This is a genomic window from Veillonella sp. oral taxon 780 str. F0422 (genome assembly GCF_000221605.1).
In the GTDB taxonomy this organism is placed as follows: Bacteria; Bacillota; Negativicutes; order Veillonellales; family Veillonellaceae; genus F0422.
Window position 1 is genome coordinate 1 of the sequence record NZ_AFUJ01000024.1, and the last position, 1,651, is coordinate 1,651.

1 pseudogene is annotated in these 1,651 nt (G+C 38.6%); it reads left to right on the plus strand.

Annotated features, from left to right (window positions below):
* The first annotated feature begins 93 nt into the window (after positions 1-93).
* Positions 94-1,438: pseudogene (locus HMPREF9200_RS03520) on the plus strand (anaerobic C4-dicarboxylate transporter).
* Positions 1,439-1,651 lie beyond the last annotated feature (213 nt).

Consider the following 1,651-nt stretch of genomic DNA (forward strand, 5'->3'; position numbering starts at 1 on the left):
TATAGAAGTGGTTTTACACTGTTTTTATTACGTCACTTGCCGTATAATGTATACGGCAAGTGATTTTTTTATTAGAAAGGATTTTGTAATTTTATGATTATTTTATTCGGATTTATTCTATTGTTGGCTTGCTTAGTTGTTGGTGTAAGGCATGGTGGCTTAGGTTTAGCCGCTGTATCTGGTATTGGTCTTGCTATTTACGTATTTGTAATTGGTCTTGTACCCGGTAAACCACCAATTGACGTAATGCTAACGATTATGGCAGTAGTAACGTGTTCTGGTTTCTTACAAGCCTCCAAAGGTTTAGATGTCATGCTTGTATACGCAGAAAAATTTCTTCGTAGCAATCCAAAACAGATTACTATTTTAGCGCCAATCACAACATGGTTCTTAACTGTGTTATGCGGAACAGGACACGTAGTGTATACGATGTTCCCAATCATCTATGACATTTCTATCAAAGAGGGGATTCGTCCAGAACGACCAATGGCTGTGGCATCCATAGCTTCTCAAATGGGGATTTGTGCATCTCCAGCATCCGTTGCGGTTGTATCTGTAGTAGCTATGTTAGGGGCAGTCAACTTCCCAGCTAGCGTGGTAACGATTTTATCTATCACGATTCCAGCTACCTTCGTAGGCGTTATTGTTGCTGGAATCTGGAGTATGCGTCGTGGTAAGGAATTGGCCAATGACCCTGACTTCCAAGCTCGTATTCAAGATCCTGAACAACGTGCCTATATCTATGAAGAAAATAAAGAAGCTAGTGTTGTAAAAGAACTTCCTCGCACAGCATATTGGGCAACCATCATTTTCTTACTAGGTATTTTGGTCATTGCTTTATTCGGTATTCCCTAACCAATTATTGCCATTAGTTCCTAATGCAAAAGGTCTATGGAAACCATTATCCATGACTCCAACAATTCAAATTGCTATGCTTGTGATGGCAGCTTTAATTCTGTTGGTATGTAAAGTAAAAGTTAGCGATGTAACAAGTGGTTCTGTATTCAAATCTGGTATGATTGCTGTTGTGTCGGTATACGGTGTAGCTTGGATGGCAGAAACCTATTTTGGTGCCTATATTCCACAATTCAAAACAACTCTATCGAGTGTGGTAGTAGAGCATCCATGGACCTATGCACTTGTATTATTTATCATTTCTAAATTGGTTAACTCTCAAGCAGCAGCTCTTGCGATTGTTGTACCAATGGGTTTAAGTGTAGGCGTAGATCCATTGATTGTATTATCTTTTGTACCAGCATGTTATGCATACTTTGTATTGCCAACGTATCCATCTGACTTAGCATGTATTGGTTTTGACCGTTCTGGTACAACACGAATTGGTAAATTTGTTATTAATCATAGCTTTATTATTCCAGGTATCATCGGAGTATTTACAAGCTGTGTTGTTGGGTATTTTATTGCTCACGCATTATTCTAATATGATGTGATGATATGTATATACTGTCTGTATATACATTCTAGTAGTACAACTATGAGCTTTGAAAGGCAACAGTACAAGGAGAAAGTAGTATGTTAAACAACAAGTTAGGCCTCATGAGTATCATACTCTTAGGGGTGAATGCAATTATTGGTACAGGAATTTTCCTGCTTCCAGGTAAAGCGGCTGCGTTGGTAGGAGTCAACAGTTTAT